Annotated in this window: 25 protein-coding genes; 11 read left to right on the top strand and 14 right to left on the bottom strand. The window is 72.2% G+C overall.

Annotation, left to right across the window (positions count from 1 at the left end):
- The first annotated feature begins 37 nt into the window (after window positions 1-37).
- Entirely contained in the window at window positions 38-850 is an 813-nt protein-coding gene (locus ACZ5VC_RS03265) for an SCO2400 family protein (protein ID WP_469118395.1), read from the top strand.
- 126 nt (window positions 851-976) lie between these two features.
- Here ACZ5VC_RS03265 and ACZ5VC_RS03260 read toward each other — a convergent pair whose 3' ends face one another.
- On the bottom strand, window positions 977-1,405 hold the full coding sequence (locus ACZ5VC_RS03260; RefSeq protein WP_469118394.1) for a MarR family winged helix-turn-helix transcriptional regulator: 429 nt from the start codon (window positions 1,403-1,405) through the stop codon (window positions 977-979).
- A gap of 90 nt (window positions 1,406-1,495) precedes the next feature.
- Here ACZ5VC_RS03260 and ACZ5VC_RS03255 point away from each other — a divergent pair, with 90 nt between their 5' ends.
- Both ACZ5VC_RS03255 and ACZ5VC_RS03250 read left to right on the top strand, forming a co-directional pair.
- Window positions 1,496-2,515 (top strand): NADP-dependent oxidoreductase, encoded by a 1,020-nt coding sequence (locus ACZ5VC_RS03255; RefSeq protein ID WP_469118393.1) that lies wholly within the window; start codon window positions 1,496-1,498, stop codon window positions 2,513-2,515.
- A 63-nt stretch (window positions 2,516-2,578) separates the two neighbouring features.
- Window positions 2,579-3,001 carry an organic hydroperoxide resistance protein gene (locus ACZ5VC_RS03250; protein ID WP_469118392.1) on the top strand — a complete coding sequence of 141 codons (423 nt, stop codon included), beginning with the start codon at window positions 2,579-2,581 and terminating at the stop codon, window positions 2,999-3,001.
- A gap of 69 nt (window positions 3,002-3,070) precedes the next feature.
- Here ACZ5VC_RS03250 and ACZ5VC_RS03245 read toward each other — a convergent pair whose 3' ends face one another.
- Complete coding sequence (locus ACZ5VC_RS03245) at window positions 3,071-5,608, bottom strand: M14 family zinc carboxypeptidase (RefSeq protein ID WP_469118391.1); 2,538 nt, start codon at window positions 5,606-5,608, stop codon at window positions 3,071-3,073.
- A gap of 89 nt (window positions 5,609-5,697) precedes the next feature.
- Between ACZ5VC_RS03245 and ACZ5VC_RS03240 the strand changes: the two genes are divergently transcribed.
- Window positions 5,698-6,480: an EI24 domain-containing protein gene (locus ACZ5VC_RS03240; RefSeq protein ID WP_469118390.1), complete on the top strand. Its 783-nt coding sequence runs from the start codon at window positions 5,698-5,700 to the stop codon at window positions 6,478-6,480.
- Window positions 6,481-6,484: 4 nt separating this feature from the next.
- Here the strand turns inward: ACZ5VC_RS03240 and ACZ5VC_RS03235 are convergent, their stop codons facing one another.
- A complete protein-coding gene (locus ACZ5VC_RS03235) occupies window positions 6,485-7,201 on the bottom strand; it encodes a carbon-nitrogen hydrolase family protein (RefSeq protein ID WP_469118389.1) in 717 nt (238 codons plus the stop codon).
- A 19-nt stretch (window positions 7,202-7,220) separates the two neighbouring features.
- Entirely contained in the window at window positions 7,221-8,135 is a 915-nt protein-coding gene (locus ACZ5VC_RS03230; RefSeq protein WP_469118388.1) for a LysR family transcriptional regulator, read from the bottom strand.
- A gap of 58 nt (window positions 8,136-8,193) precedes the next feature.
- Here ACZ5VC_RS03230 and ACZ5VC_RS03225 point away from each other — a divergent pair, with 58 nt between their 5' ends.
- Window positions 8,194-8,991 (top strand): NAD(P)-dependent oxidoreductase, encoded by a 798-nt coding sequence (locus ACZ5VC_RS03225; protein WP_469118387.1) that lies wholly within the window; start codon window positions 8,194-8,196, stop codon window positions 8,989-8,991.
- On the opposite strand, the gene ACZ5VC_RS03220 is transcribed toward ACZ5VC_RS03225, so the two are convergent.
- Both ACZ5VC_RS03220 and ACZ5VC_RS03215 read right to left on the bottom strand, forming a co-directional pair.
- Window positions 8,988-10,235, bottom strand: a complete 1,248-nt coding sequence (locus ACZ5VC_RS03220; RefSeq protein ID WP_469118386.1) for a pyroglutamyl peptidase — start codon at window positions 10,233-10,235, stop codon at window positions 8,988-8,990. The genes ACZ5VC_RS03225 and ACZ5VC_RS03220 overlap by 4 nt on opposite strands.
- A gap of 75 nt (window positions 10,236-10,310) precedes the next feature.
- Window positions 10,311-10,898, bottom strand: coding sequence for a TetR/AcrR family transcriptional regulator (locus ACZ5VC_RS03215; protein WP_469118385.1), 588 nt, complete (start codon window positions 10,896-10,898; stop codon window positions 10,311-10,313).
- 163 nt (window positions 10,899-11,061) lie between these two features.
- On the opposite strand from ACZ5VC_RS03215, the gene ACZ5VC_RS03210 reads away from it, so the two are divergent.
- Window positions 11,062-13,503 carry a glycoside hydrolase family 3 protein gene (locus ACZ5VC_RS03210; RefSeq protein WP_469118384.1) on the top strand — a complete coding sequence of 814 codons (2,442 nt, stop codon included), beginning with the start codon at window positions 11,062-11,064 and terminating at the stop codon, window positions 13,501-13,503.
- A gap of 47 nt (window positions 13,504-13,550) precedes the next feature.
- Here the strand turns inward: ACZ5VC_RS03210 and ACZ5VC_RS03205 are convergent, their stop codons facing one another.
- Both ACZ5VC_RS03205 and ACZ5VC_RS03200 read right to left on the bottom strand, forming a co-directional pair.
- Window positions 13,551-14,480 carry an aldose epimerase family protein gene (locus ACZ5VC_RS03205; protein ID WP_469118921.1) on the bottom strand — a complete coding sequence of 310 codons (930 nt, stop codon included), beginning with the start codon at window positions 14,478-14,480 and terminating at the stop codon, window positions 13,551-13,553.
- Window positions 14,481-14,488: 8 nt separating this feature from the next.
- The gene (locus ACZ5VC_RS03200; RefSeq protein WP_469118383.1) at window positions 14,489-15,400 is read right to left on the bottom strand and encodes an SGNH/GDSL hydrolase family protein; all 912 of its coding nucleotides are present in this window, start codon (window positions 15,398-15,400) and stop codon (window positions 14,489-14,491) included.
- A gap of 260 nt (window positions 15,401-15,660) precedes the next feature.
- Here ACZ5VC_RS03200 and ACZ5VC_RS03195 point away from each other — a divergent pair, with 260 nt between their 5' ends.
- Window positions 15,661-16,155 (top strand): DUF3145 domain-containing protein, encoded by a 495-nt coding sequence (locus ACZ5VC_RS03195; protein ID WP_468705566.1) that lies wholly within the window; start codon window positions 15,661-15,663, stop codon window positions 16,153-16,155.
- Between the two features lie 33 nt (window positions 16,156-16,188).
- A complete protein-coding gene (locus ACZ5VC_RS03190) occupies window positions 16,189-16,776 on the top strand; it encodes a hypothetical protein (RefSeq protein WP_469118382.1) in 588 nt (195 codons plus the stop codon).
- A 60-nt stretch (window positions 16,777-16,836) separates the two neighbouring features.
- Here the strand turns inward: ACZ5VC_RS03190 and fabF are convergent, their stop codons facing one another.
- The 5 genes from fabF to fasR all read right to left on the bottom strand — a co-directional run bounded on the left by fabF (window position 16,837) and on the right by fasR (window position 21,707).
- Entirely contained in the window at window positions 16,837-18,099 is a 1,263-nt protein-coding gene (gene fabF / locus ACZ5VC_RS03185) for a beta-ketoacyl-ACP synthase II (RefSeq protein WP_469118381.1), read from the bottom strand.
- 63 nt (window positions 18,100-18,162) lie between these two features.
- Entirely contained in the window at window positions 18,163-18,411 is a 249-nt protein-coding gene (locus ACZ5VC_RS03180; protein ID WP_468705563.1) for an acyl carrier protein, read from the bottom strand.
- A gap of 68 nt (window positions 18,412-18,479) precedes the next feature.
- Window positions 18,480-19,481: a beta-ketoacyl-ACP synthase 3 gene (locus ACZ5VC_RS03175; RefSeq protein WP_469118380.1), complete on the bottom strand. Its 1,002-nt coding sequence runs from the start codon at window positions 19,479-19,481 to the stop codon at window positions 18,480-18,482.
- 16 nt (window positions 19,482-19,497) lie between these two features.
- The gene (locus ACZ5VC_RS03170) at window positions 19,498-20,436 is read right to left on the bottom strand and encodes an ACP S-malonyltransferase (RefSeq protein WP_469118379.1); all 939 of its coding nucleotides are present in this window, start codon (window positions 20,434-20,436) and stop codon (window positions 19,498-19,500) included.
- A gap of 89 nt (window positions 20,437-20,525) precedes the next feature.
- Complete coding sequence (fasR, locus tag ACZ5VC_RS03165) at window positions 20,526-21,707, bottom strand: fatty acid biosynthesis transcriptional regulator FasR (protein ID WP_469118378.1); 1,182 nt, start codon at window positions 21,705-21,707, stop codon at window positions 20,526-20,528.
- Between the two features lie 86 nt (window positions 21,708-21,793).
- On the opposite strand from fasR, the gene ACZ5VC_RS03160 reads away from it, so the two are divergent.
- Window positions 21,794-22,447: a pirin family protein gene (locus ACZ5VC_RS03160; RefSeq protein WP_469118377.1), complete on the top strand. Its 654-nt coding sequence runs from the start codon at window positions 21,794-21,796 to the stop codon at window positions 22,445-22,447.
- Window positions 22,448-22,453: 6 nt separating this feature from the next.
- Here ACZ5VC_RS03160 and ACZ5VC_RS03155 read toward each other — a convergent pair whose 3' ends face one another.
- The gene (locus ACZ5VC_RS03155) at window positions 22,454-23,644 is read right to left on the bottom strand and encodes a L,D-transpeptidase (protein WP_469118376.1); all 1,191 of its coding nucleotides are present in this window, start codon (window positions 23,642-23,644) and stop codon (window positions 22,454-22,456) included.
- A gap of 197 nt (window positions 23,645-23,841) precedes the next feature.
- On the opposite strand from ACZ5VC_RS03155, the gene ACZ5VC_RS03150 reads away from it, so the two are divergent.
- Together ACZ5VC_RS03150 and murJ are read left to right on the top strand one after the other, a co-directional pair.
- Window positions 23,842-25,038 carry a lipid II:glycine glycyltransferase FemX gene (locus tag ACZ5VC_RS03150; RefSeq protein WP_469118375.1) on the top strand — a complete coding sequence of 399 codons (1,197 nt, stop codon included), beginning with the start codon at window positions 23,842-23,844 and terminating at the stop codon, window positions 25,036-25,038.
- A complete protein-coding gene (gene murJ, locus ACZ5VC_RS03145; protein ID WP_469118374.1) occupies window positions 25,035-26,747 on the top strand; it encodes a murein biosynthesis integral membrane protein MurJ in 1,713 nt (570 codons plus the stop codon). The genes ACZ5VC_RS03150 and murJ overlap by 4 nt, the downstream gene beginning before the upstream one ends.
- Window positions 26,748-26,774: the final 27 nt, after the last annotated feature.

Here is a 26,774-nt window from a genome sequence, read left to right as displayed (position 1 = left end):
TCTCTGTTGTCCCGTGCCCGCATAATCTGCGGGCGCCATGGATTACTGCCTCCAGTGCCGACGGCATCTCAACGGAGCCCTGGCCTGTGCCGGGTGCGGTACCCCCGTAGAGGAGCTCCGGTACCACAGCCCCCTCGCGCCCGAGGCCGGCGCGGCGCCGTCAGGCCCGCCACCGGCCGAGGTCTTCGAGCTGGATCCGGTCGAGCGGCCGTCCGCCGGTCACCGCCGGCCGGTGTCGCGTGCCGACGCGCGCCGCGCCCGGGGCCCGGTGCGCGCCCGCCGTGCCCGGCGCAGGCGCGGCCGCAAGGTACTGATCGGTACGGTCGGGCTGCTGATGGCCGCCGGTGCGCTGAGCCTGGCCGAGCTGGCCCTGGAGCATCCGGGCGAGGGCGGTCCGGCGACCGCCGTACGGCAGGAGGACGTCGTCGAGACGGAGCCTCTGCCGGAGCCGTCGGGCGACACTGACCTTCCCGAGGGCCCGAGCCCGGTGAACGAACCCGCCGCGGCGACCTCGTCGGCCGCCCGTCCCACGGCGACCGGCACGGTGCGCGCCGGCGGTACGGTCGAGGGCACGGGCGACCCGGGCACGGCCCCCGGCACCGGAGACGGCATACCCGGCGGGGACGGCCCGCCCGCCCCCGGCGAGGCCTCAGGGCCGGCGGCTTCCGAGCCCGCCCCCGGCCCCAGCAGCTCACGCCCCCCGGCCGGAAACCCCTCGTCCACGCCGCCCGGGAACCCCCCACCGCCGAACCAGCCCCCGCCGAGCCAGACCGCGGGCAATCCGCCGCCGCCGAACCCGCAGCCGAGTCCGACGCAGACGTGCAGCTGGTTCCTCTGGTGGTGCGTGTAGGTCTTCCTGGCCGGCGCACGCGGTCCGGCCCTGCGGCGCGGCCCCGGGCTCCCCACGATCCGGGGATGCGGGGATGAGGGGATGCGTCAGAGGCTGATCCGGGGATGCGGGGATGCGCCAGAGGGGCTAGCCCTCGCCCAGCATCCGCCTCAGCAGATCCCGCAGGACCGTCCGCTCGTCCTCGGAGAGCTGTGCGAGCGGCTCGCGGGCGAAGCCCAGTGATTCCCGCAGCTCCCGTGCGGTCCGGCGGCCCTCGTCGGTGGCCGCGGCGAGCTTCACCCGCCGGTCGGCGGGGTCCGGGCGGCGTTCGACCAGGCCACGGGTCTCCAGGCGGTCGACGATTCCCGTCACGTTCGACGGCTCGCACTTCAGCTTCTGGGCGATCCTGCGCATGGGGACCGGCTCGAGGGACAGCAGTCCGAGGACCCGCGCCTGCGCGCCGGTCAGGGCGTGCTGGGCGGCCGCCTGCTCGTACTCCTCGTAGTAGCGGGCCACGACTGCGCCGATGAGCTCGACGACCTCGAGGGTCAGGGGATCCGTACGTGTGCTGGCCATGGGCACCAGGATACCCAGATACTTGACAACGTGAAATATCCAGGAGCATGGTTGTTTCAGGTAGTGAAGCTTTTCTAGGAGGCCCCGCACATGTCCGCACTTCCCGCGTCCAGCCGTGAATGGCACCTCGTCGCCCGCCCGCACGGCTGGCCCACGCCGGAGGACTTCGCCCTTCGTGAGGCGCCGGTGACCGCGCCCGCCGAGGGCCGGATCCTTGTTCGCAACCTGCACTTCTCCGTCGACCCGTACATGCGCGGCCGGATGAACGACGTGAAGTCGTACATCCCGCCCTTCAAGCTCGACCACCCCATGGACGGCGGAGCCGTCGGCGAGGTCGTCGCCTCCAACGCCGAGGGCTTCGCGGTCGGCGACCACGTCCTGCACGGCCTCGGCTGGCGCGAGTACGCGGACGTCCCGGCGCAGCACGCCACCAAGGTCGACCCCGACCTGGCGCCGCTCTCCGCCTACCTCGGCGTCCTCGGCATGACTGGTCTGACCGCCTACGCGGGCCTCTTCGAGGTCGCCTCCTTCAAGGAGGGCGACGCGGTCTTCGTCTCCGGCGCGGCCGGCGCCGTCGGCAGCCAGGTCGGCCAGATGGCGAAGCTCAAGGGCGCGTCCCGGGTGATCGGCTCGGCCGGCTCCGACGAGAAGGTCAAGCTCCTCGTCGAGGAGTACGGCTTCGACGCCGCCTTCAACTACAAGAACGGCCCGGTGCGCGACCAGCTCCGCGAGGCCGCCCCCGACGGCATCGACGTCTACTTCGACAACGTCGGCGGCGACCACCTGGAAGCCGCGATCTCCTCGCTCAACGTGCACGGCCGCGCCACCATCTGCGGCATGATCGCGCAGTACAACGACACCGAGCCGGTCCCGGGCCCGCGCAACATGGCCATGATCATCGGTAAGCGGCTGCGCCTCCAGGGCGTCCTCGTCGGCGACCACGCGGCGCTCCAGCCGCAGTTCGTCCAGGAGGTCGGCGGCTGGCTGCGCTCGGGCGAACTGAAGTACCGCGAGACCTTCGTCGAGGGCATCGAGAACGGCGCCGAGGCCTTCCTCGGACTCCTGCGCGGCGACAACACCGGGAAGATGATCGTTTCGGCGACCAGCTAGTCTCGTTCCCAGCCGTCGCGATCGTGGGCGCGAGTCGCGGCGAACCACAGGAGGAAATCCCAGATGACCATCCAGCACACCGACGTCCTGTACACCGCTGTCGCCACCGCGGAGAACGGCCGTGACGGCCGGGTCGCCACGGACGACGGCCAGCTCGACGTCGTCGTGAACCCGCCGAAGGCCATGGGTGGCTCGGGCGCGGGCACCAACCCGGAGCAGCTGTTCGCCGCCGGCTACAGCGCCTGCTTCCAGGGTGCGCTCGGCGTGGTCGCCCGCAACGAGAAGGCCGACATCTCCGGCTCGACGGTCACCGCCGAGGTCGGCATAGGCAAGAACGACGACGGCTTCGGCCTCATCGTCAAGATCTCCGCGACCATCCCGAACGTGGACGTGGAGACCGCCAAGAGCCTCCTCGAGAAGGCCCACCAGGTCTGCCCGTACTCCAAGGCGACCCGCGGCAACATCACCGTCGAACTGGCCGTCTGAGCCGGTCCGCCGAAAAGCCGAAGGGCCGCACCCCGACCGACCGGGGTGCGGCCCTTCGCCGTTTCCGTCCTAGCGGGCCAGCAGGGCCCGGCCGACCTGGGCGAACACGCCCTTCGGGTGGTCCCGGAACAGCGGCTCCGTACCGAAGAGCACCACCGGGACGCCCTTCGCCCGGCCGCTGATCACGGACGCCTTGCCGGCCGCGTCACCCGGACCGCCCTTCCCGTCGGCGTCCGCCCGCCAGTGCCCCGAGACGAGCGGGCTGCCCGTGCCGTACGACTGGTCGGCGCGCACCCCGGCCCCCAGCCCCGTGAACCAGAGCGGCGAGTAGACGAACGTGTGCGCCGGAGCGCCGCCCGTGAGCGGGCCGCCCGCGTTCCTGACCCGTACGACACCGTTCGCGTCGCCGTTGCCCGCGACCGCCGTCACCTTCAGCAGCCCGGCGGCCTTGTTGAACGCGGCGCCGTCCGCGCCGAGCCCCACGACGCCGGCCCCGCTCGCCCCGAACGCCTGCCGCGCGGCGGGCGTCAACTCCCCGTGGTCCAGGCCCTGGGACACGTACAGCACATCGGCCCGTGACCAGTCGAAGCCCGCGTTGAGGATCTCCGTCGACACCGGCACGACCTCGAAGCCCATCTCCCGCAGCGCGAACAGCTCACCGGCCGTCACCGCCGCCGCGACCCTGGTCCGCCTCAGCGGCGTCGCGCCGCGCTCCTTCGTGGCCGTGAAGGCCACGCCGAGCCGGTCGGCCACCACCCGCGCCGCGCCGCGCGCCGACGCCGGTACGATCGCCGCCCCGTCCGCCGTGGCGCGCACGGTCACGCCCTGCGCGAGCAGGGAGTTGAGGGCGGCCAGCTCCCTCGGGTCGTCGAGCCGCAGCCGCAGATCGCCACGCGGCGCCACATACCCGGTCGGGGCGGCCGCCAGTACCCGCCGGCCCGTCACCTTCAGCTCCCCGCGCGCCACCTTCTCGACGCTCGCGCCCCACAGCAGCCCGAGGGACCACCCGGAGATGTCGTACATCGTGGAGACGTCCGCGCTGATGTCCCGGCCCTCGGCCAGGATCACATTGGCCAGACCGCGCTTCGGCTGGCGCATGTCGACGACGTACGACCCCGCGGAGTAGGAACGCCCGCCCAGCGCGAAGCCCTTGGCCGCCCGGATCACCCGCACGTCATTGGCGACCAGATGGTCCACGAGCCGCGCCGCAGCCGTCGCCGAACGCTGCGAGCGCCCGGCCGGAATCACGTAAGCGCGCGGGAACGAGGTCGTGTACACATCCTCCGGACCGATCCCCGGCACGCCGGGAACGGTCTTCTCGGACACCGGCCGCTGCGCCTCGCCCGCCGCGGCCCGCCGGAACGTCTCGATCTGGTCGGCGATCAGCGAGGCGCGGTGCGCGTACGTGTGGTCGAGGGCGGCCGTCATCGCCGCGCCCGCGATGGCCGTGTTGATGACGGCCCTGCGGCGCAGCTCGGCGGCGGGCAGGGTGTCGTACTCCTCGTTGTTCACCGTCATCGGGAACTCGATGGTGTGCGCGGCCACCGCGCCCTGGAACGGCATGTACTGGGGCGTGAAGATCGGCGGCCAGTCGTCCCAGCCCTCCTTCTGGTCGCGGAACGGGATGATCGCCGGTTCGACGCCGTCCTTCGCGGGCGTGTAGCCGAGGCCGTTGACGGCCTTCTCCATGCCCAGCGCGTTAGCGTAGGAGTTCTTCAGGAAGAGGTCGTACTCGTAGTTCTCGCCGTGGGGTGGGGTCGTCGGCTCGATCAGGGTGCCGTTGACGTACCCGTGCAGATCGAGCATCACGGCCGGCTGCTTGTCGATGGCGATCCGCCGGATCGCACGCGCCTCGGGCTGGGAGCCGGTGATGAAGTCCCGGTTGAGGTCGAAGCCGTTGCCGTTGGCGCGGGTGCCGGCGATGCGGCCGTCCGGATTGGCCGTCACGTTGAGATATATCCGGGTGTGGCCCAGCAGGTCGGCCGTCCTGCGGTCCTTCGCCTTCGCCAGCCGCTCGATGAGTTTCAGGGCGGCGTCGGTGCCCTCCCACTCATTGCCGTGGATGTTGTTGTTGAAGAAGACGGGTGTCTTGTACGCGGCCTTCACGCGCCGGTCCTTGGCGGCGGCCCCGGGCGCGTTCTCGATGAGCTCCCGCATCCGCTCCTGTTCACGCGCGGCGGCGGCACTCTCCGGAGCGGTGACCGTGACCAGATACAGCTCGTGGCCGGCGGCCGAGTGCCCGGCGACCTCGACGCTGACCCGGTTGCCCAGCCGCTGCAAGGCGTTCAGCCGTGGGGCGAGCGAGTGGTACGGCGCGAGGCCCAGCTTGATGGACTTGTCCGCGGGGTTCACGGGCGGGGCGGTGAGAACCGTCCTGCGCGGATAGCCGGTGTCTCCCCGCAGAGTGGGCGCGGAACGTTCGGCCGCCCTGAACCCGGCGGCGGACGGCACAACCGGAGGGGCGACGGTGTCGCGGCCGGCTCCTTCGCGTACCGGGTGCGGGGTGTCGCGGCCCGGCGCCGCCGTAGCGGGCAGCGGGGCGAGCAGCAGCGCGCCCACAACAGCGGTAGAGGCGGTGGTGATCAGAACTGGTCTCCGTAACGCCATGTGTGCACGACCTCCGCATGTAAGTGATCAGTACGGAGGGGTCTACCGTGTCGACTCCGGAACAACAAGAGGGCCATAGGATGAGTCGCATGCGTGATCTTGGGGTGGGTTTCGGCTATCTGATGAAGGGCCAGCGCTGGGTCGCCGGACACGGCCGGCGGTTTGGGCTCGGGCTGCTGCCCGGTCTGATCACCCTGGTGCTGTACGTGGCCGCGCTCATCGGCCTCGGCTACGGCGCCGACGACCTGACGGCCTGGGCGACGCCGTTCGCCGACGACTGGTCCTCGCCCTGGCAGGGACTCTTCCGGGGCTTCCTCACCGCGCTGGTCTTCGTCTTCGGCCTCTTCCTCGCGGTCATCACCTTCACCGCGGTGACCCTGCTGGTCGGGCAGCCCTTCTACGAGTCGCTCTCCGAGGCGGTCGACCGCAGCGAGGGCGGCGAGGTCCCCGAGTCGGGGCTCCCGCTCTGGCGTGAACTCTGGATCTCCGCGCGGGACAGCCTGCGGGTGGTCCTGAGGGTCGCGCTCTACGGGATCGTGCTCTTCGGCCTCGGCTTCGTCCCGGTCCTCGGCCAGACCCTCGTCCCGGCGCTCGGTTTCTGCGTCTCCGGGTTCTTCCTCGCCGAGGAGCTGACGGCGGTGGCACTCCAGCGGCGCGGCATCGAACTGAAGGAACGCCTCGGACTGCTGCGGGGCCGCCGGATGCTCACCCTCGGCTTCGGCGTCCCGCTGGCCCTCGCCTTCCTGGTGCCGTTCGTCGCGGTCTTCCTGATGCCGGGGGCCGTGGCGGGCGCGACGCTCATGGCCAGGGACCTGGTGGCGCCGGCGGAGCCCGAGCCCGAGCCCGCTCCCTACGCCCTGCGCAAGGACTGACCGACTAGAGCGCGAGCTCCGCGACAGCCAGGGCCGGCGCGGCCGTTCCGGCGTCGGCGAGCATCGTGCCGTTCGGCCCCCAGACGGCGCTGCCGCCCAGGCACTCGCCCTCCTCGCTCCGCCCGACGGCATTGCCGAGCACCACGTACAGGGCGTTGTCCCGGGCCCGTACGGGATAGACCTTCTCGAACGAGTCGTTCTCGGTGTTCAGCACCGAACTCGCCAGGTAGGCCCGGCAGCCGTCGGCCGCAGCCCGCTCGGCGAGCTCCGGAAAGCGGTTGTCGTAGCAGGTCGCCAGCGCGAAGCGGACACCGTCCAGGGCGAAGCGGCCGTCCTCGGCGCCGGCCGCGAAGACGTCGTGTTCGATCCCGTGCAGGTGCGCCTTGTCGTAGCGGGCGAGGAGTTCGCCGTCCGGCCCGATGACGAGTGTGGTGATGCCGGGGCGTCCCTCGCGCGTGCGGACCGCGCCATTGACGACCGCCGCGGTGGAGGCGGCCCGGCACGCCTCGCGCAGCGGCTCCAGACGCGCGTCGTCCTCGGCCAGCCACAGCGCCGGGTCGTCACCGATCAGCGTCGGCTCGTACCCGGTCGTCGCCAGCTCGGCGAACACGATCACGCGGGCGCCGCGCTCACCGGCGGCCCGGATCAGGCCCTCCATCTGCCGGACATTGGCCTCGATGTCGCCCGCCACGGGCGCGAATTGAGCTGCCGCAATCTTCATGCGCCCCATCATCGCCGTCTCACCGGCCGGGCGGAACCGCGTCGAGCAGCGCGGTCGCCGTCGTCCGGAGGAGGCCGAGGAACGCCTTCGCGGCCTCGGTGGGCGCGGCCGGTGTGGCCGCGTGGACCTGCCGGTACGGCACGTCGTCCGGATGGACCGGGACGAGCATGACGTCCCGCCGTACGCTCAGCGCCGCCAGCGCGGGCAGCAGGGTGACTCCGAGGCCGGCGGCGACGAAGCCCAGTTTGGCGATCCAGTCGTGGGCGATGAGCCCGGTGCGCGGCCGCAGGCCCGCGGCGGCCACCGGGCGGAGCAGCGTGTCCTCCAGCCGTTCGCTGCCGGTGATCCACTCCTCGTGCGCCAGGTCGGCGAGCCGCACCGAGTCCTCTCCCGCGCGGGCGTGCCCCCGCGGCAGGGCCACCAGCATCGGCTCGTCCAGCAGGTGATGGAGCGTCACCCCGTCCGGCAGCCGTCCGCCCGCCGCCGGGCTGACCACCGCCAGATCCTCCTCGCCGGCCACCAGAAGCCCCAGGTGCTTGCGCGAGGGGCCTTCGGTGTGGGTGAGGGCGACGGCCGGGTGGCGGGACCGGAAGGCGGCGAGTGCGCGCGGTACGAGCGCCGCGTTGGCGCTGGAGAACGATCCGAGCCGCAGTCGCCCGCCGTCCAGGGTGCGCAGCGCGGCCAGTTCGGTACGCGCCGAGGCCAGCCGGTCCCGTACCGCCTCGGCGTGCGGCAGCAGCACCCGGCCGGCCTCGGTGAGCCGCACCCCGCGCGGCAGCCGGTCGAAGAGTTCGGCCCCGACCTCCTCCTCCAGCGTCTGGACCTGACGGGACACGGCGGACTGGGTGTAGCCGAGGGACCGGGCGGCGGCGGTGAAGGAGCCGTCCCGGGCGACGGTCAGGAAGACCTCGTACAGACCATGCGAGAGCTGCATGGCAGCCATGCTAGACATTCGCTTGTCGCATGACAGGGGCCCGTCTAGCGTCGAAGCCATGGAGAAGACGCAGAAGATCGCATTCCTGGGCCTGGGTCACATGGGCGTGCCGATGGCCCGCCGACTGCTCGCCGCGGGCCACCCGCTGACGGTGTGGAACCGTACGGCCGCGAAGGCGGACGCGCTGGTCGGCGCCGGCGCGACGCTCGCAGGGAGCCCCGCCGACGCCGTCCGGGACGCCGATGTGGTCCTCACGATGCTCGCCGATCCGGCGGCGGCGCTCGCGGTCGCGGACGCCATGGCTCCCGCACTGCGGCCCGGCGCCGTGTGGATCGACACCTCGACCATCGGCCCGGACACCACCGCCGAGCTGACGGAACGTCTGCCCGACGGCGTCACGCTGATCGACGCGCCGGTGATGGGCAGCGTCGACCGGGCGGCCGCCGGCGAGCTGCTGATCCTCGCGGGCGGCGCCGTGGAGCCCCCGGCCAGGGACATCCTCGCCCGGCTCGGCACGGTCGTCCCGTGCGGTGCGCCGGGCTCGGGCGCCGCCCTGAAGCTCGTCCTCATCAACGCCGTGATCGGCGGGGTCGCCGTCATCGCCGAGGCCCTGCGCCTCGGCGGAGCGCTCGGCCTGCCCGAAGGCCTGGTGGTCGACGCGCTGTCCAAGGGGCCGCTGGCCGGAGCCGTCGACCGGGCCCGGGCGACGGGGTCCCTCTACCCCGTCGCCCTCGCCGCCAAGGACGTCGCCCTGGCGACGGCCGCCGCGAAGCTGCCCGTCCTGGAAGCCGTGCACCTCGGACTCGCGGCGGACCCGTCGCTGGCGCGGCAGGACCTGTCGGCGATCGCGCGCTAGGACGCGGCCGCCACCCCGATGACCGCGCGGACCTGGGCGATGATGTCCAGGCGGTTGCGGACGAACTCCGGATCGGTCACCGCGCCCGTCGCCGGGTCCGTGTTCCCCGCGCCGAACTGGAGCACCGGCGTGTGGACATGCCCTCCGGGCAGGGCCGTCAGGCCCAGCTGGTCGCGCAGCAGGGTGGCGCGATAGGCGATCTCATTGGAGAGGTAGTTTCCGCCGCCACCCGCCCGCGCCGCCGAACCCGCCGTCGGCCCGTCGGGCCGGGCCACCGGCTCGCCGCCACCCGCCGGGATCTCGGTCACCGCGGTGTTGTCGTACACCGGGAAACGGCCGGTGTCCGCGGCGACGATCGCCCGGTACGGAAGCGTCGTCACCGTCCACTGCGGCTGCGACGCCGGATCGGCGACGGGGACCGTCTCCGTACGGCTCAGGTTGGCGTTGTCCGGGAACCCTCCCCGCCAGGCCCCGTTGAACCGCTCGATGTCGAACCGGCCGACCCGTCCCTGGCTCACCGTGGTGAAGAGGTCCACCCGGGGCAGCTGAGGGCGCAGGGTCCGCTCGACCGTGCCGTCGGCGAAGTCCTCCCAGCGGACGGGGAAGACCGCCGTCTCGATCCGCGCCAAGGCGCCGTCGGCGGTACGGACGAGGGTGCCGTCCAGGGCCAGCGCGGTCGCCCCCGACGGGTTGCTGATCCGGGCGTCCCGGTCGAGCGTGAACGGGTCGAAGCCGGTCATCACGATCCGCTTGAGGCCCTTGCCGGCCGGGAAGTTCATCGTGTCCTGGCCGCGCGAGGTCACTTCGAGCCGGTCGAGGAGCCGGGCCCGCGCCTCGTCGGTGAGGGCGAACGCTGGTGTCCAGGCCCGCAGTTCACGGGTCAGGGCGAGCCGCGCCCAGTACAGCGGACGGTCGTCGTCCCGGCTCAGATCGCCCCCGACGGGTCCCCGGCCCTGCGCCCGGTCCACCGCGCGCCGCCACAGCCGCGCGCCCTGCCCCTCGACGGTCCGCTCGGCCTCCCGGTAGGAGTCCGCGTGCCGCAGCGCCCGCGCGAACCGGGGCGCCGCGGAGTCGAATCCGCTGCGCCGCAGGATCTCTCGCGGCGCGGCCCGGTCGAGCCGCGCCTCCTCGACCGTGGTGGCGGGCGCGGGAGCGGGAGCGGAGGCAGGAGCCGCCGCCGACGCCGGGGGTGTCCCGATCACGAGGGTGGTGGCGGCGAGGGCGAGACCGAGCGCGGTGCGCATCCGTGACACGGGAGTCCTTCCGTAGCGGGTCCCGGGCAGTATCCTCGCCCGTCCGCAAATCCCGCTACACCGCCCTCACTTGCCCGTACGGTCCCCCTCACCCCGCAGCAGGGTGAGGAAGTCCCGGAACGCCGCCGGCATGTCGACCGACTCCGGGTCGAGCAGCCACTGGTACTGGAGACCGTCCATCACTGCCGTCAGCAGCGGCGCCGCCCGCTCCGGGGTGAGGCCGCCGGGCAGCCGGTCGCCGTACTCCGCGCGCAGGACGTTCGCCATCTCCCCGCGGACCTGGGCGTAGCGGCGGGTGAAGAACTCCCGGGCCGGATGCCCGTCGGTCACGCTCTCGCCGAGCAGCGCCGAGAAGGTCTGCACGATGCCCGGCCGCATCGCGTTGTACTCGACGAGGGAGTCGAGGAGGTCGAGCCGCCAGCCCTCCCGCCCGCCGGTCCCGCCGCCGCCCGTGTCCCACTGGTCGCGCTCCTCCAGGACCGCGACGAGCAGGGCCTCCTTGGTGGGGAAGTAGTGGAGCAGCCCCTGCTGGGTCAGGCCGACCCGCTCGGCGACCGCGCCCAGCGAGGCGCCGCGGTAGCCGCGCTCGGCGATCACTTCGAGGGCCGCGCGCAGGATCTCCGCCCGCCGCTCCTCGCTCCTGGCCCTCGCCATCACCCCTGCGCCCCTTCCCTGAGTCCTGCCTGAGGACCGTACGCCATCCTCAAGATAACGAGATAGTAACGAAGCCTACCGCTCTACAGGTAAATGGGTCCACCATGGGGCCCACCCGCAGCAACAGCCCACCCCAGCGGGATTTCCACGAGGAGGCACGGCCGTGGCAGACACGAACCAGGAAGACGTCCGCGAGCAGGCCGTCGAGGCGGCGCTCGGCAAGCTCGACCTCGACACCAAGGCGCGGCTGCTCGGCGGCCAGGACATGTGGTCGCTCACGGCCCTCCCGGAGATCGGCCTGAAATCCCTTGTCATGTCCGACGGCCCGATCGGCGTCCGGGGCGTGCGCTGGACCGCCGACGACCCCTCCATCGCCCTCCCGTCCCCGACCGCGCTGGCCGCCACCTGGGACCCGGCCCTCGCCCGCCGCGCCGGCCGCCTCCTCGCCCAGGAGGCCCGCCGCAAGCGGGTCCACGTGCTGCTCGCGCCGACCGTGAACCTGCACCGTTCCCCGCTCGGCGGCCGCCACTTCGAGGCGTACAGCGAGGACCCCCACCTCACCGGCGAGATCGGAACCGGCTACGTCCGGGGCGTCCAGGACGGGGGCGTCGGCACCACCGTCAAGCACTTCGTCGCCAACGACGCCGAGACCGACCGCTTCACCGTCGACAACGTGATCGCCCCGCGCCCTCTGCGCGAGCTCTATCTCGCCCCCTTCGAGGCGATCGTCAAGAACGCCCACCCCTGGGGCATCATGACCGCCTACAACCAGGTCAACGGCGTGACCATGACCGAACACCGCTACCTGGTCAACGAGGTCCTGCGCGGCGAATGGGGCTTCGAGGGCTACAACGTCTCCGACTGGATGGCCGCGCGCTCCACCACCGGTGACATCGAAGGCGGCCTCGACGTCGCCATGCCCGGACCGCGCACCGTCTACGGCGAGGCGCTCGCCGCCGCCGTCAGGGACGGTGAGGTGGAGGAGTCCGTCGTCGACGACGCCGTACGCAATGTGCTGCGCCTCGCCGCCCGCGTCGGTCTGCTGGACGGCGCCCCGCCGGCCGTCACCGAGACCCCGGCCCCCATCGACGGAGAGGCCCTCGCCCGCGAGGTCGCCCGTCGCGGCTTCGTCCTCGTACGCAACGAGGGCGAGGCCCTGCCACTGCGTCCCGGTGGCACGGTCGCCCTCATCGGCGCGGCCGCCCGCGACGCCCGCGTCCTCGGTGGCGGCTCTGCCCAGGTCTTCCCCGACCACATTGTCTCCCCGCTCGACGGGCTCACCGCCGCGTTGCCCGAGGGCGCGCTGACCTACGCGACCGGAGCCGACCCGAGCGACGAACTGGGCCCAGCCGACCAGGGCTTCGTCCTGCGCGCCGTGTGCCGCGACGCCGAGGGCGGGATCCTCGGCGAGGGGACCCTGCCGAGCGGTCAGCTCCAGTGGATCGGCGACGACCTGCCCGCCGGTGTCACCCACGAGACCCTGCACTCCGTCGAGATCACGGGCAGCTTCACCCCGCGCGAGTCCGGCGAGCACGCCTTCGGCACCCGCGGCCTCGGGGCCTTCACCCTCACCGTCGACGGCGAGATCCTCTACGAGGGCGTCCAGCAGATGGGGGAGGAGACCGACCCCTTCGAGGCGTTCTTCGGCGCCCCGGTCGAGCGCGCCAGGGTCACCCTCACCGCCGGCGAGACGGTCGAGGTGTCCCTGCTCCACCCGCTCGACGAGGAGTTCAGGGCCCCGCTTCCCGGGGTGATGTTCTCCTTCGTCCACCTCGGTCCGCGCCGTGACCCCGACGAACTGATCGCCGAAGCCGTCGAGGCCGCACGCTCCGCCGACACGGCCGTCGTCGTGGTCGCGACCACCGAGCGGGTCGAGTCCGAAGGCTTCGACCGCAAGGATCTCGCCCTACCCGGTCACCAGGACGCACTCGTGCGGGCCGTGGCCGCCGTCAACCCGAACACCGTCGTCATCGTCAACTCCGGCTCCCCGGTGGAGATGCCTTGGCGCGAAGAAGTCGCCGCCATCCTGCTCAGCTGGTTCCCCGGCCAGGAGGGAGGCGCCGCGCTCGCCGACGTCCTCCTCGGCGCCGAGGAGCCCGGTGGCCGCCTGCCCACCACCTGGCCGGTCTCCCTGGCCGACGTCCCGGTCGCCGGGGTCACCCCGACGGACGGCGAACTCGCCTACGACGAAGGCGTGTTCATCGGCTACCGGGCCTGGGACAAGGCGGGCACGGCCCCCGCGTACGCCTTCGGGCACGGCCTGGGCTACACCAGCTGGTCGTACGACTCCCTGGAGGCCACCCCGGCCGCGGCCACGGTCACCCTCCGCAACACCGGCACCCGTACCGGCCGCGAGGTCGTGCAGATCTACCTCGCCCCGCGCTCCGACACGGTCGAGCGCCCGGCCCGCTGGCTGGCCGGCTTCGCGAGCGTCGAGGCAGGACCGGGCGAGAGCGTGGAGGTCGAGATCCCCCTCGCGCGCAGGGCGTTCGAGATCTGGGACGAGGAGGCCGGCGACTGGTCCTTCGTCGCGGGTACGTACGAGGTCAGGGCCGCGCACTCGCTCGCCGACGAGCGGCTGAGCGTCACGCTGACGGTCGTCTGACCCGGTGGACCGGCCCCGGGGCGGTCCCTGACAGCCGCCCCGGGGTCCTACCGCACACCGAAGGCGTACGTCGTCCGCGACGTGTACACCTCGCCCGGCCGCAGCACCGTGCTCGGGAACTCCGGCCGGTTCGGCGAGTCGGGGAAGTGCTGCGATTCCAGCGCGATGCCGGGAAGCCCCTCGGCCGCGTACACCTGAAGTCCCGGCTCGGTCGTGAAGAGCGTCAGCACCCGCCCCGACACGCCGGAGTACAGCTCCGCCGCCGGGCCGCCGCCACGGTCCTCGTCCAGGACGAAGTTGTGGTCGAGGCCCACGCCGACCGGGCGCCGCTCACGGAAGTCCAGCCGCGTCCCGGCCACGGGCGACAGCTCCCCGGTGGGGATCGCCCGCCCGTCCACCGGTGTCCACCGCGCGGCGGCGACCCGCATCTCGTGCCCGCCCCCCAGGTCCCAGTACGAGTGGTTGGTCAGGTTCACCACCGTCGGCGCGTCCGTCACCGCCCGGTACGCGATCCGCAGCGCGCCGCCCGCGTCCACGGTGTAGGTCGCCGAGACCTCCAGGCGGCCCGGGAAGCCCTCCTCGCCGTCCTCGCTGACCCGGGACAGCCGCACGCCGTGCTCGACCGGCTCCGCGTCCCACACGCGCTTGTCGAAGCCGCGCGGGCCGCCGTGCAGCGTGTTCGGCCCAGCACCGCGCTCCAGCCGGTGGCGGCGGCCGTCGAGCGAGAAGGAGCCGCCCGCTATCCGGTTCGCGTAACGCCCCACCAGCGCGCCGAAGTACGGGTCCGGATTCTTCAGATAGCCCGTCAGGTCCTGGAAACCGAGCGCCACATGGGACACCGTGCCGTCGCGGTCGGGAGTGGTGACCGACTGCACGATCCCGCCGTAGGTCAGCACCCGCACCCGCGTACCGCCCCGCTCCAGTGTCCAGCGGTGTACGACCGTGCCGTCGTCCAGCTCTCCGAAGAATTCCATGATCAATAATCCTAGGCCGGGGGCTGCGCGGCCGTCACATTGCGATAGGCGATCTCGGCCAGCCGGCGCTGGCCGTTCCTGCTCGGATGGAACCAGTCGATCTGGCTCAACTGCTCGCCGTCGAACCGGAACTCGAAGACAGCCCCGCCGTCGTACCGGCAGCGTGTGTCCCGCGCGCAGACCTCCTTCAGCGCCTTGTTGTACGCCACCACCCGGGCCTGCACCAGAGCCCGCCGGCGGTCGGCCGCTTCGCTCAGATCGTCCGCGTCTCCCAGCATCGACGCGCAGATCCCCAGCTTCCAGATCTGCTTGCCCAGCGGGTTGTCCCGCCCGGTCGACCACAGACGCCTCAGGTCGGGCACGCTCGACACGTACACCTGGGCCTTCGGGGCCGACGCCCGCAGCCGCTTCATCGCCGCGGCGAACGTGGACGTGAACTCCGAGACGGGTGTCATCAGTTCGGCGCTGTCCCGGCAGGCGTCGTTCGCCCCGACCATCACCGCCACCAGCTCGGGCCGCAAGGCGCCCGCCCGCTCCATCTGGGCGGGCAGATCCGCCATCCGCGCCCCGGTCCGCGCCAGGTTCCAGCTGCGCTCCGCCGCGCCCGACGTGCCGAGCAGCCTCAGGGCCAGGCTGTTGACGCCGGCGTCCGTCCCGGTCGCCCAGGACACCTCGGGGCAGTCGGCGAGCAGCGTGCAGGCGTCGAAACCCCGGGTGATGGAGTCGCCGACGGCGGCGACCGAACCGGGGGAGCGGTCCCAGAGCGGGGTGGGCCTCGGGGACGGAGAGGCGGACGCGGACCTGCCGGGTGCCCCGGTGCCCGCGGCCGTGCAGCCGGAGAGCGCGGTCACCGCCAGCAACGCCGCAGCGGTCAGTGCGGTGACCGTCCGTGAACGGCGACGCTCCCCTCGGTTCTTCCGCATTCCCCGGCCCCCTCCATCGGCTCCTCCGGCGTCCTGGCGAGTGAAAGCTTGGTGTCTACCGGCCCCTGGAGCGGTCGTACGTCACCCCAAGGGCGGCGCAGCACGGTAGCTTTTCCCCCGTCGAACCAGAGGCACCTTTGCCGGCCGGCTCCGGTAAATTACATCACGTCACATGCTGTCCCTTTTGCGGAGTTTTGCTCCCGATGCTGTTTACTGAGGCCGCTGGGAAAGGCGAACCTCGTCCCACACTGGAGGTCCCGGTGACGACACGTGGAGTCCTGTACGTACACTCCGCACCCCGCGCGCTGTGCCCGCACGTCGAATGGGCAGTGGCGGGTGTTCTCGGTGCGAGAGTCCAGCTCGACTGGATCCGTCAGCCTGCCGCCCCGGGCACCTGGAGAGCCGAGTTCTCCTGGAAGGCCGAATCGGGGACCGCCTCCAAGCTCGCCTCCGCCCTGCGCGGCTGGCAGATGCTGCGCTTCGAGGTCACCGCGGAGCCCTGCCCGGCCGCCGAGGGCGAGCGCTACAGCGCCACGCCCGAGCTGGGCATCTTCCACGCGGTCACCGGCATCCACGGCGACATTTTGATCCCCGAGGACCGGCTGCGCGCCGCCCTGGCCCGTTCGGCGCAGGGCGAGACGAACCTGGAGGCCGAGATCGCCAAACTCCTCGGCAAGCCCTGGGACGACGAGCTGGAGCCCTTCCGCTACGCGGGCGAGGGCGCGCCCGTGCGCTGGCTGCACCAGGTGGTCTGACCCGGCCCCACCCCTCGGGATGGATTCCGTCCCATGGTGCACAGGGGGTGCGCCGCCGGTGGGGGCTCGCGTGCGTATCCGTACGGTGGCCGGAATCATCGCCACCTTCGTCTGCTCGGCCACGATCGGCTGGGCCGTTCTCTTCCATGTTCTCGGCTGGGCCCGCTCTCTCGCGAGAGCGGCGGCGCCTGTGAGGACACCGACCGCCCCGAGGGCCTGCCGGCCGTCCTCATCCTGGCGTTCGTCTTCACCTTCGGCGGCTTCATCCTGGTCGCCGCGTCCCAGTCCTGGGCACAGGTGCTGCAGGGCGAGAACGGGCCGCAATGGGTGGCCGCGTACTCCGTCAAGGACGGCAAGGAGCGGTGGCGCACCCGGATCGGCGGCAGGATCGCGGCACTTGCCCAGGGGGAGGACGGCCGCACGTCCGTGCTGATGGAGGCGGGCTGGCGGCGCGCGCGGCTCTTTCAGCTGGGCGAGGACGGAGCCGTACGGGAGGACGTCCCCGTCCGGCAGGAGATGACGCTCTCGCTCGACTCCGAACTGATCCCCGCGCAGGGCGGCCATGTCGTCCTGAACCGGTTCCCGGAGGCCGGCCGGCCGCCGGCCTTCGCCCTGCGCTGACCTCGTACGAACACGCCGAAGGCCCCGCCGGAATCCCGTCGGGGCCTTCGGTCAGTGCGCTCAGACCGTACGGAAGGCGAGAACCACGTTGTGGCCGCCGAAACCGAACGAGTTGTTGATCGCCGCGATCGTGCCCTCGGGCAGCGCGCGGGGCTCGTCGCGCACGATGTCCGCGTCGACCGTCTCGTCGAGGTCGTCGAGGTTGATCGTCGGCGGAGCGGTGCGGTGGTGCAGCGCCAGGACCGTCGCGACGGTCTCGATGCCGCCCGCGCCACCCAGCAGGTGACCGGTCATCGACTTGGTCGCGGAGATCGCGACATGGTCGAGGTCGTCGCCGAGCACCTTGCGCAGCGCCTTCAGCTCCGCGATGTCACCCTGCGGGGTGGACGTGGCGTGGGCGTTCAGGTGGACGACCTCCGACGGCTTCAGGTCCGTCGTGTCCAGCAGGTTCTGCATGGCCGCGGCGATACCGCGACCGGTCGGCTCGGGCTGCGCGATGTGGTGGCTGTCGGCCGACAGGCCCTGGCCCAGCACCTCGCAGTAGACCCGGGCACCGCGCGCGGCGGCGTGCTCGGCCGACTCCAGGACGACGACACCGGCGCCCTCGCCCAGGACGAAGCCGTCACGGGCCTTGTCGTAGGGGCGCGAGGCCTTGGTCGGCTCGTCGTTGTTCTTCGACATCGCCATCATGTTGGCGAACGCCGCGATCGGCAGGGGGTGGATGGCCGCCTCGGTACCGCCGGCGACGACCACGTCGGCACGGCCGGTACGGATCATCTCGACGGCGTAGCCGATCGCCTCGGCACCCGACGCGCACGCGGACACGGGGGTGTGGACGCCCGCGCGGGCGTTCACCTCCAGGCCGACGTTGGCGGAGGGGCCGTTGGGCATCAGCATGGGCACGGTGTGCGGGGAGACGCGGCGTACGCCCTTCTCCTTCAGCACGTCGTACTGGTCGAGCAGGGTCGTCACGCCGCCGATGCCGGAGGCGATGACGGCGCCGAGCCGCTCGGGCAGGATCTTGTCGTCCTCACCGGCGGGGGCGTCGTAACCCGCGTCCGCCCACGCCTCGCGGGCCGCGATCAGCGCGAACTGCGCCGAGCGGTCCAGCTTGCGCGCGAGGGGCTTGGGCAGCACCTCACCGGGGTCGACCGCGGCGAGCGCGGCGATCCGGACGGGCAGTTCGGCGAAGCGTTCGCCCTCGAGTGGCCGGACGCCGGAGCGCCCCGCCATCAGACCTTCCCAGGTCGATGCCGTGTCGCCACCCAGCGGTGTGGTTGCGCCGATACCGGTGACGACCACGGTGCGATTGGTCGAGCTCACAGGAATTTTCTCCACGTGTGTAATGGTCGAATGCCGGCGCCACCGCTGGGTGGCGGACCGAGATCAGGCCTGGTGCTTCAGGATGTAGTCCGCGGCGTCGCCGACCGTCTTGAGGTTCTTGACGTCCTCGTCCGGGATCTTGACGTCGAAGCGCTCTTCGGCGGCGACGACGACCTCGACCATGGACAGCGAGTCGACGTCCAGGTCGTCGGTGAAGGACTTGTCCAGCTGGACGTCCTCGGTCGGGATACCGGCGATCTCGTTCACGATCTCGGCGAGACCTTCGACGATCTGCTCCTGCGTGGCGGCCATGTTGGCGCTCCTTCGATGTGTATCAGAGGGTGAAACGGCAAATCCGTCCGGAAGATCCGTACGGCTGCCTAGGGGAGGGTAACGACCGTCGCGGCGTAGACGAGACCCGCCCCGAAGCCGATGACGAGTGCGGTGTCGCCGCTCTTCGCCTGTCCGGTCGCCAGGAGCCGCTCCATGGCGAGCGGAATCGAGGCGGCCGAAGTGTTGCCCGTCGTCTCCACGTCACGGGCGACCGTGACGTGCTCCGGCAGCTTGAGAGTCTTCACCATCGAGTCGATGATCCGCATGTTGGCCTGGTGCGGAATGAAGACATCGAGGTCGTCCGCCGAGATTCCGGCGGCGTCCAGGGCCTGCTGGGCGACCTTCGCCATCTCGAAGACGGCCCAGCGGAACACCGCCTGGCCCTCCTGCGTGATGGCCGGGAACTTCTCGGGACGGCCTGTACGGTAGTCGTCCCACGGCACGGTCTGCTTGATCGTCTCGGACTTGTCGCCCTCCGAGCCCCACACGGTCGGGCCGATCCTCGGCTCCTTCGAGGGGCCGACGACGACCGCGCCCGCGCCGTCACCGAACAGGAAGGCCGTGGCACGGTCCTCCAGGTCGGTCAGGTCGCTCAGCCGCTCCACACCGATCACGAGCACGTACTCGGCGGAACCTTCCACCACCATGCCCTTGGCGAGCGTCAGGCCGTAGCCGAAGCCCGCGCAGCCCGCCGAGATGTCGAACGCGGCCGGCTTGTTCGCGCCGATCTTGTCCGCGATCTCGGTGGCGACGGCCGGGGTCTGCTTGAAGTGCGAGACGGTGGAGACGATCACGCCGCCGATCTGGGCGGGCGTGATGCCGGCGTCGGCGATGGCCTTGCCCGCCGCCTCGATGGACATCGCGGCCACGGTCTCCTCGTCGGAGGCCCAGTGGCGGGTCGCGATGCCGGAGCGGGAGCGGATCCACTCGTCCGAGGAGTCGATCGTCTCGAGGATCACCTCGTTCGGCACGACCCGGGTCGGCCGGTAACCGCCGACGCCCATGATCCGCGCGTACGGGGCGCCCTGACTGGGCTTGATCTTCGACATGCTCTACGGCTCCTTGTCAGGCGCCCGCCGCGTCAGCGGCAGGTGCACCGGTCTCGGCGAGCAGCGTGCGGGCCGCGTCGAGGTCGTCGGGGGTCTTCAGCGCGAGCGTCTTCACGCCCGGCAGAGCGCGCTTGGCGATACCGGTCAGGGTGCCACCGGGGCACACCTCCAGGAGAGCGGTCACGCCCAGTTCCTTGAACGTGTCCATGCACAGGTCCCAGCGGACCGGGTTGGCGACCTGGCCGACCAGGCGCGAGAGCACCTCGGCGCCGGTGGCGACGGTCCGCCCGTCCTTGTTGGAGACGTATGTCACGGCCGGGTCGGCGAGGGAGAGACCCGAAGCGGCCTCCTCCAGCGCGGCGACCGCGGGAGCCATGTGGTGCGTGTGGAACGCGCCGGCCACCTTCAGCGCCACGACCCGGCGGACGCCCTCGGGCTTGTCGGCCTCCAGCGCGGCGAGCTGCTCCATCGTGCCGGCGGCCACGATCTGCCCGGCGCCGTTCACATTGGCGGCGGTCAGACCCAGCTTCTCCAGGTGCGGGACGGTCACCTCGGGGTCGCCGCCCAGCAACGCCGACATGCCGGTCTCGGTGACGGAGGCGGCCTCGGCCATCGCCACGCCACGGGTGCGTACGAAGCGCAGCGCGGCGACGTCGTCGAGGACGCCCGCGAAGGCGGCGGCGGTGATCTCACCGACGCTGTGCCCGGCGACGGCGCCGGGGGTGATGTCACCGAGCGCCGAAGCGGACAGCAGACCGGCGGCGACCAGCAGCGGCTGGGCCACGGCGGTGTCGCGGATCTCGTCCGCGTCGGCCTTCGTGCCGTAGTGGGCGAGGTCCAGCCCGATGGCCTCGGACCACGCGGCGACGCGGTCGGCGGCGCCGGGGAGTTCGAGCCAGGGAGTCAGGAAGCCGGGCGTCTGAGCGCCTTGGCCGGGAGCGACGAGTACGAGCACCCTCACACTCTCTCTTGTGGACGGTCCTGGGCGCCCGTGGGGACTGGGACGAAGAACCGTCAGGGGAATTGTCGATGTCTGACAAAAGTCTAGGACTGCGAATCCGCGTCGGCCAAGCGCCCCAGGATCAGCGCGATCCGGAGCGTGAAGGCGGAGCGCACATCGGAGGGTGACCAGCCGGTGACGTCGGTCACACGTCGGAGCCGGTAGCGCACGGTGTTGGGGTGGACGAAGAGCATCCGCGCGGCGCCCTCCAGGCTGCTGGCCTGCTCCAGATAGACACTCAGTGTTTCCAGGAGCGCCGAACCCGCTTCCTCCAGTGGTCTGTAGATCTCCTCCACCAGCTGCTCGCGCGCCGCGGGGTCGGAGGCGATCGCGCGCTCCGGCAGCAGATCGTCCGCGAGCACCGGCCGGGGGGCGTCCTGCCAGGCCGAACACGCCTTCAGGCCGGCGGCGGCGGCCTGCGCGGACCGGGTCGCGGCCAGCAGGTCCGGGACCACGGGACCGGCGACCACCGGACCGGCCGCGTACGGGCCGATCAGCGACTTCGCCACATGCAGCGGGTTGTCGCTGCCGCCCGCGATGACGACCAGACGGTCGCCGAGGACCCCGGTCAGCACCTGCAGCTTGGCGTGCCGGGCGGCCCGCCGGATCGCCTCCACGGTCAGTTCGCTGTCGCCGTCGGGGGCGGTGCCGAGCACCACACAGACATGCTCCGGCGAATTCCAGCCGAGGGCCGCGGCGCGGGAGACCGCGCCCTCGTCGGCCTCACCCGACAGCACCGCGTTCACGACCAGCGACTCCAGCCGGGCGTCCCAGGCACCGCGTGCCTCGGCGGCCTGGGCGTACACCTGGGCGGTCGCGAACGCGATCTCACGGGCGTACACCAGCAGCGCCTCGCGCAGCACCGACTCGTCACCCGGAGCCGCGACCTCCTCGATCGCCGACTCCATGACCTCGATGGTCGTGCGGACCATCTCGACGGTCTGGCGCAGGGTGATCGCCCGGGTGAGCTCGCGCGGAGCCGTACCGAAGACATCGGTGGAGATGGCCTGGGGGGTCTCCGGATGCCGGAACCACTCGGTGAAGGCGGCGATACCGGCCTGGGCGACCAGGCCGATCCAGGACCGGTTCTCGGGAGGCATCGCCCGGTACCACGGAAGCGTCTCGTCCATGCGCGCGATGGCGTTCGCGGCGAGCCGCCCGGAGGACTGTTCCAGGCGTTTGAGAGTGGCGGCGTGCGGGTGGGCGGCGTTCACGGGTTCTGGCACGGGGACAAGACTGCCTTATCGGGACGGTGCCATGTCCGGGCGGGGCGGTTTGTCCGCGCCCCGGGCGGGGCTACGGTGGGCCGGTGATGTCAGTGCAGCGCTCAGCGGACCGCTACGCCGGGGGCGACCCGGCGGCCGGGATCGAGACCCGGCACGCCTTCTCCTTCGGCCGGTTCTACGACCCCGACAACCTCCGCTTCGGCGCCGTCCTGGCGTGCAACGAGGAACGGCTCGCACCGGGCGCGGGCTTCGACGAGCACCCGCACAGCCACACCGAGATCGTCACCTGGGTCGTCGAGGGCGAGCTGACCCACCGCGACTCGGCCGGGCACGCCACCGTGATCCGTCCCGGCGACGTCCAGCGGCTCAGCGCCGCCTCCGGCGTGCGGCACGTGGAGCGCAACGACGGTGATGTCCCGCTGGTCTTCGTCCAGATGTGGCTGGCCCCGCTGGACCCCGGCGGCGAGCCCGCGTACGAGGTCGTGCGCGGCATCGCGGACGCCACCCCCTACGCCCTGCCGGAGGCCGGCGCGATGCTGCACGTCCGGCGCCTGGCCCCCGGCGAGCGGACCGCCGTGCCCGACGCGGACCTGCTGTACGCCCATGTCGTGGGCGGCGAAGTGTCCCTGGCCGGGGAGTACTTGGGGCCGGGCGACGCCGCACGCGTCACGGCGGCGGAGGGCCTGGAGCTGCGGGCCGACACCTCCTCGGAGGTACTGCTCTGGGAGATGAAGGGCTGACGCCCCTCAGCCCCGCAGGGCGCTCTTGGCCCGCCACTGGTCCCAGGTGAGGTTCCACGCGCCGTAGCCGTTGCCCTCGGCGACGGTCCCCTTGGTGTTCTCGCCCTTGATCTCGAACGGGTCGCCGGCCCGTACCTGCCCGTAGAGGTCCGCGGCGTTCGCCTCGCTCATGCCGATGCAGCCGGAGCTCCTGTTGGCCCGGCCGAAGTGGGCGGAGTTCCAGGGGGCCGCGTGGGCGTACATCCCGGACCAGGTCAGCCGCATCGAGTAGTCGACCATCTTGTCGTAGGCGTTGCCGAGGCCCACCGTCTCCGAGTTCATGTTGATCGTCCCCTCCTTCGCCATCAGGACCGCCGTGCCCCTCCAGGACCGCTTGTCGCCGCCGGGAGTGCCGCCGGACACCGGTATCTCCCGCACCTGCCTCCCGTCCCGCTCGAGGATCAGCCTCTTGCGGTCGAGGTCGACCCGGACGATCTGCCGGGCGCCGACGGTGAACCCGGTCCGGTAGTCGCGCACGAACCAGCCCCCGGCCCCGCCGGAGTCGGTGCCGTTCAACCGCGCGTCGAGCGTCACCTTCGTGCCGGTCTTCCAGTACTCCTTCGGCCGCCAGTCGGCCCTGTCCTTGCCGGACCAGTCGCGCACCCAGCCCCACGAGCCCACGGTGTTGTCGGATGTGGTCACCTTCAACTGCTTCTCGACCTCCGCCTTGTTCGCGACCGGGTGGTCGAAGACGATCGACAGCGGCTGGGCGACACCCACGGTGGTGTTCTTGCCCGGCGCCAGGGTCAGCTTGTTGACCCTCTCCGCCTCGGCGGTGGAGAACGTCGCCCGGGTCGTGTCGGTGCGGCCGCTGCCCGTACGGGTCGTCACCTGCACCGTGTACGAGGCGCCGGGTGCCGCCTTCCGGTCCGACGTCCACGTCGTCCGGTCCGCCGACGGGCGCCCGGTGAGCGCCGCGCCCCGGGCGTCGACGACCGTCACCGTGCCCAGCGTGCCGCCCTTCGCCGTGACGACCACCGGCCTTCCGGCGGCGACGCCCTTCCCGGTGGGCGTCACGGTCACGGTGGCCGGAGCGCCACCGCCGGGCTTGGCGTCGTCCGGCGCGGCACCGGCGGCGCCGCCCCCGCCCGAACAGGCACTGAGCGCCGCGCCCAGAACGACCGCCACGACTGCCGGGCGCATGCGGACAGGACTCATGGAGACCTCCAGAAAGTGGGGAATTGCCGGGACTCTAAGCCGCGGAAAGCGCCGGAAACGGACTCGCGAGCCATGTGACGGCGGCTGCGGAGAAACGGTCATCGTCCGGTCACACACGCCGCGCGACACGGTCATGGACGGCTGTGAACCTCCGGTACGTCCTCCCAACGAGGGGACGGAACACGGAGGCTCACGTTGTGTCAGCGCTGCTCGTGACGGCCGGCCGCGGCCAGGAAACGCGGCTGGGCCCCATCACCGCCGGGACCTACCGCGCGTACATCGCATCCCGCGCGGCGGAATCCGGAGGTCCCAGTTTTCTGCAGTGCCCGTCCTGGGCCGAGGTGAAGGAGGGCTGGCGCCCCCACTTCGTCGGCTGGGAGTCCGCCGGCCGGGCGGACACGCCCGGCGGGCTCTCCGGGGCCGCCCTCGCACTGCTGCGTCCCTTCCCCGGCACCCGCAAGTACTTCGCCTACCTCCCCGAAGGGCCCGTCGTCGACTGGTCCGACCCGGACATCGACGGCTGGCTCACCCCGCTGCTGCGGCATCTGCGGGCCGCCGGTGCCTTCGCCGTCCGTATCGGCCCCTCACCGGCCTTCCGGCGCTGGGACGCCGCCCGGCTCAAGTCCCTCACCGGCAACGGCCGGAGGCTTTCCGACGTCCTCGCCTGCGAGGTGGACCCTCTCGGCACCGCCGTGGCCGAACGGCTCCGCGCCCGCGGCTGGCGGCGCTGCGGGGGCGACAGCCCCGACGGGCCCGCCGACGGCGACGCGCAGCCCCGCATCGTCTTCCAGGTCCCGCTGGCCGGACGCACCGCCGACGACCTGTGGAACGGACTCAACCAGGAGTGGCGGCGCAACGTCCGCCGCGCCCGGAAGTCCGGTGTCGAGGTGGTCGTCGGAACCGCCGCGGACCTTCCCGACTTCTACCGGCTGCTGCGTGTCACCGAGGAACGCGACGGCTTCCGGCTCGGCCGCTCCCTGGCGTACTACCAGCGGCAGTACGTGGCCCTCAACGCCGAGGAGCCGGGCCGGATGAAGCTCTACCTCGCCCGCCACCAGGGCGAGACCCTCGCCGCGCACACCATGATCACGGTGGGCCGCCGGGTCTGGTACCAGACGGGCGCCTCCGCCGACCACCGCCGCGAGGTCCGGCCCTCCAACGCCCTGCAGTGGCGCATGATGCTCGACGCCCACGCCCTCGGAGCCGACGTCTACGACATGCGCGGTGTACCCTCCACCCTCGATCCGGACGACCGCGGATACGGGCTTATGCGCTGGAAACTGGGCACCGGGGGACAGGTCGTCGAAACGCTGGGGGAGTGGGAGACACCGTTGGCAGGCACGACCAACCACACGCTGTACCGGGCGTTCCAGGCCTATCTGGCCCGTCGATGAGCGGGCGTACGGGCACCGCCCCGGAGACGGGTCCGGCGAACACGGCCACGGACACCGCCCCGCAGGCCTCGGCGGCGGGCGCCGACGCCCCGGAACCGGCCGCCCCCGCCGCGTCCGCACTGCGCAGCGGGGCGGTGATGGCCGCCGGGTCCGTGGTCTCCCGCGCCACCGGTTTCGTGCGGTCCGCCACCGTCGCCGCGGCCCTCGGGACGGGGCTGGTCGCCGACGGCTACGCGGTGGGCAACTCCGTCCCCACGATCGTCTACACCCTGCTCATCGGCGGCGCCCTCAACGCCGTCTTCGTGCCCGAACTGGTCAAGGCCGCCAAGGAACACGCCGACGGCGGCCGCGCCTACACCGACCGGCTGCTCACGCTCAGCGTGAGCGCCCTGCTGCTGATCACCGCGGCAGCGGTGCTCGCCGCGCCCGCGCTCGTGGACGCCTACACCGACTACACCGGAGCGCAGGAGACCATGACGGTCGCCTTCGCCCGCTTCTGCCTGCCGCAGATCCTCTTCCTCGGTGTGTTCACGCTCCTCGGCCAAGTGCTCAACGCCCGTGGCCGGTTCGGCGCCATGATGTGGACACCGGTCCTCAACAACATCGTCGTCATCGCCGTGTTCGCGCTGTACCTGACGGCCGTCGCCACCTCGCCCGACGGCACGCTCACCCCCGGCGCCACCGCGCTCCTCGGCTGGGGCACCACCGCCGGCATCGTCGTCCAGGCACTCGCGCTCCTGCCCGCCCTGCGCGCCGCCGGCTTCCGTTTCCGTCCCCGGTTCGACTGGCGCGGCAGCGGACTGACCCGGCCCATGCGCGCGGCCGGCTGGCTCGTCCTCCTCGTCCTCACCAACCAGGCCGTGTACTGGGTCACCACCCGTCTGGCGACGGCCGCGGGCCAGCACGCGGCGAGTCGGGGCATCGACGGCGGCGCGGGCTTCAGCGCGTACAACAACGCCTATCTGCTGTGGATCGTCCCCCACGGGATCGTGACGGTCTCCCTCGTCACCGCGCTGATGCCGCGTATGAGCGGATCGGCCGCCGACGGGGACACCGCGGCCCTGCGCGGCGACGTCTCGTACGCGCTGCGCACCAGTTCCGCGGCCGTCGTCCCCGCGGCCTGTGCGCTGTTCGCCCTCGCCGGACCGGTGATGGCGCTGGTCTTCCAGTACGGCCGGACCGACGCCGACGCCATCGCCGTGATGGCCCCCATCCTGATGGCCTTCGCGCCCGGACTGATCGCGCTGTCGGGCCAGTACGTCCTCTCGCGGACCTTCTACGCCCTGCGCGACACCCGCACGCCCTTCCTCCTCAACCTGGTGATCGCCGCCCTCAACGCAGGGCTTTCGGTGGCCGCTTACCACCTGCTGCCCGCGCGCTGGGCGGTCACCGGCATGGCCGCGGCGTACTCGCTGGCGCTCTGGGCGGGTTGGGCGCTGACCGCGTACGTCCTGACACGACGGCTCGGCCCGGGGGAGGGCCGTGCCCGGTCCGCGCTCACCAGGCTGCTCGCCGCCGCGCTGCCCGCCGCCGCGCTCGGCCTGCTCGCCGCCGCCAAGTCGTCGGGGGCCGGCCCCCTCGTGTCCGCGGCGGCCGGCGCGGCGGTGATCCTCGCCGTCTTCGCGCTCCTGGCCCGCCCCCTGCGGCTGTCGGAGGTCGACGCCCTGCTCTCCGCGGTGGTACGGCGTCTGCGCCCCGCGCGTCGCTGACCCGCTCCCTCGCCGACCACCGCGAAC

This window comes from Streptomyces sp. NPDC033174, assembly GCF_055577795.1.
The sequence above is the reverse complement of the archived record's forward strand: the minus strand, read 5'-3'. Positions and strand labels throughout refer to the sequence as shown.

Bases quoted from the DNA above. Each gene is read 5' to 3' on its own strand.
- ACZ5VC_RS03265 (WP_469118395.1), top strand. From the start codon at position 38: ATGGATTACTGCCTCCAGTGCCGACGGCATCTCAACGGAGCCCTGGCC.
- ACZ5VC_RS03260 (WP_469118394.1), bottom strand. From the start codon at position 1,405: ATGGCCAGCACACGTACGGATCCCCTGACCCTCGAGGTCGTCGAGCTC.
- ACZ5VC_RS03255 (WP_469118393.1), top strand. From the start codon at position 1,496: ATGTCCGCACTTCCCGCGTCCAGCCGTGAATGGCACCTCGTCGCCCGC.
- ACZ5VC_RS03250 (WP_469118392.1), top strand. From the start codon at position 2,579: ATGACCATCCAGCACACCGACGTCCTGTACACCGCTGTCGCCACCGCG.
- ACZ5VC_RS03245 (WP_469118391.1), bottom strand. From the start codon at position 5,608: ATGGCGTTACGGAGACCAGTTCTGATCACCACCGCCTCTACCGCTGTT.
- ACZ5VC_RS03240 (WP_469118390.1), top strand. From the start codon at position 5,698: ATGCGTGATCTTGGGGTGGGTTTCGGCTATCTGATGAAGGGCCAGCGC.
- ACZ5VC_RS03235 (WP_469118389.1), bottom strand. From the start codon at position 7,201: ATGAAGATTGCGGCAGCTCAATTCGCGCCCGTGGCGGGCGACATCGAG.
- ACZ5VC_RS03230 (WP_469118388.1), bottom strand. From the start codon at position 8,135: ATGCAGCTCTCGCATGGTCTGTACGAGGTCTTCCTGACCGTCGCCCGG.
- ACZ5VC_RS03225 (WP_469118387.1), top strand. From the start codon at position 8,194: ATGGAGAAGACGCAGAAGATCGCATTCCTGGGCCTGGGTCACATGGGC.
- ACZ5VC_RS03220 (WP_469118386.1), bottom strand. From the start codon at position 10,235: ATGCGCACCGCGCTCGGTCTCGCCCTCGCCGCCACCACCCTCGTGATC.
- ACZ5VC_RS03215 (WP_469118385.1), bottom strand. From the start codon at position 10,898: ATGGCGAGGGCCAGGAGCGAGGAGCGGCGGGCGGAGATCCTGCGCGCG.
- ACZ5VC_RS03200 (WP_469118383.1), bottom strand. From the start codon at position 15,400: ATGCGGAAGAACCGAGGGGAGCGTCGCCGTTCACGGACGGTCACCGCA.
- ACZ5VC_RS03190 (WP_469118382.1), top strand. From the start codon at position 16,189: ATGGTGCACAGGGGGTGCGCCGCCGGTGGGGGCTCGCGTGCGTATCCG.
- ACZ5VC_RS03180 (WP_468705563.1), bottom strand. From the start codon at position 18,411: ATGGCCGCCACGCAGGAGCAGATCGTCGAAGGTCTCGCCGAGATCGTG.
- ACZ5VC_RS03175 (WP_469118380.1), bottom strand. From the start codon at position 19,481: ATGTCGAAGATCAAGCCCAGTCAGGGCGCCCCGTACGCGCGGATCATG.
- ACZ5VC_RS03160 (WP_469118377.1), top strand. From the start codon at position 21,794: ATGTCAGTGCAGCGCTCAGCGGACCGCTACGCCGGGGGCGACCCGGCG.
- ACZ5VC_RS03155 (WP_469118376.1), bottom strand. From the start codon at position 23,644: ATGAGTCCTGTCCGCATGCGCCCGGCAGTCGTGGCGGTCGTTCTGGGC.
- murJ (WP_469118374.1), top strand. From the start codon at position 25,035: ATGAGCGGGCGTACGGGCACCGCCCCGGAGACGGGTCCGGCGAACACG.